The organism is Phocaeicola sp. RTP21198st1_B8_RTP21198_201120, from assembly GCF_040929485.1.
Lineage (GTDB): Bacteria > Bacteroidota > Bacteroidia > Bacteroidales > Bacteroidaceae > Phocaeicola > Phocaeicola dorei.
Genome location: NZ_JBCOCI010000337.1, coordinates 1 through 1,450 on the forward strand (window position 1 = coordinate 1; position 1,450 = coordinate 1,450).

Below are 1,450 nucleotides of genomic sequence, written 5' to 3' on the forward strand. Positions count from 1 at the left end.
TGAGGGGAAGATGTAGGATACATACTTCCAAAACGGAGGAATAGCTGCTCCCGGCCAGGAAATTCCTGAAATAAATAACAGGGGGACTGATGTGAATACAAAATCAGCATACACGTTTCCCGATTGCGAATGGCAATAGAAGCTGTCATCGCAAAGAAGATACAAGCCGCAAGATAGGGGACAACGAATAATATTAATGAACTGGGTTGCCCAATTTGGTTGAGGCTAAACAATCTTGGAACGACATAAAGTACGTAGAAAGCTACCAATATATAAACTAGGAAATAACTCAATCCTTTTCCTAATACAATTCGTAACGTCCCGTTATAGTGACGATTAATAGGTACAAGATCCTTAAATCTGTTGTTCTCACGAGCAGTTCCTGCAGCGAGACCGATGCCGAGCAATAATGTCTGTTGGATAATCAATACCAATACAGCAGGAATCAGGAAAGCGGCAAACCCGGCCGTGGGGTTGAAGATGGAGATTTCTTCATATTCTATCGGATAAGCAGTGATTTCATCCTGACGGTCGGTCGTGTTTCCGCTACGTGCAATTTTGATATCCCTGTTCATATCCAGAGAAACGGCAGTGTTGGCAAGAAGCATCGATTTATAGTATAACAATCCGCTCATGTCGCAATAGATACTGACTTGTGTCTGTTTTCCTTTGGCAATATTGTCGCTGAAATCCGAAGGGATATAAATGATACCATACGCACGCCGGTTCTTTAGCGTTTGTTTGGCTTCTTCCATATCAGCACAGTAAGAGACGATTTGAATATCGGGTGTGGCATCTACCTTACGGAGATATTCACGACTAAGAGATGAATGTGAATCGTCTACAACAACGGCAGGAACTTCACGCACTACTTCGTTGTCATAAATGAAACTATACAACAACGGATAACCTAATGGGACGAGTATGAAAAATATCAGCACCCCCTGGTCGCGGAAAGTTGTTTGAAACTCCCGCTTCCAGATATAAAACAGGTCATTGATGCCTTGGGCTATCTTGACTTTTAATTTTATATCTTTCATTGAGCGTATAAATTTATAGTAAACCAATGCTTCCTTCAGGCGATGAACCACAAAGAAGGGGAGCATCATAAATATTAATAGTGCCATATAGTTGGTCCATGAGTAAGCCATACTATATCCGTTGAGTGCTTGATCGACGTAAATCAGGAAATAATGCCGCAACGGGAATAGATTACTCAAAGCCTGTAGAACAGGATGCATAGCCATGACCGGGAATGAAAAACCGGAAATGGAGAACGATATGACTCCCCACAGGGAAGCAAAACTTAATCCGAGTCGTAGAGTCGGCAGAGTTCCTATCATAACAATACCACAACATTGAGATGCTAGTACGAGACACAGTGTGGCGAATATCATCGGGAATATGCCGCTATTGCAAGGAAAATGCAGAAATCCATACAGGTATACAT

The 1,450-nt window shown here is 42.1% G+C and carries 1 pseudogene; it reads right to left on the bottom strand.

Going from position 1 to position 1,450, the window contains the following annotated elements:
• Positions 1-1,040: pseudogene (locus AB5935_RS26030) on the bottom strand (ABC transporter permease); the annotation flags it as partial.
• Between the last annotated feature and the right edge of the window lie 410 nt (positions 1,041-1,450).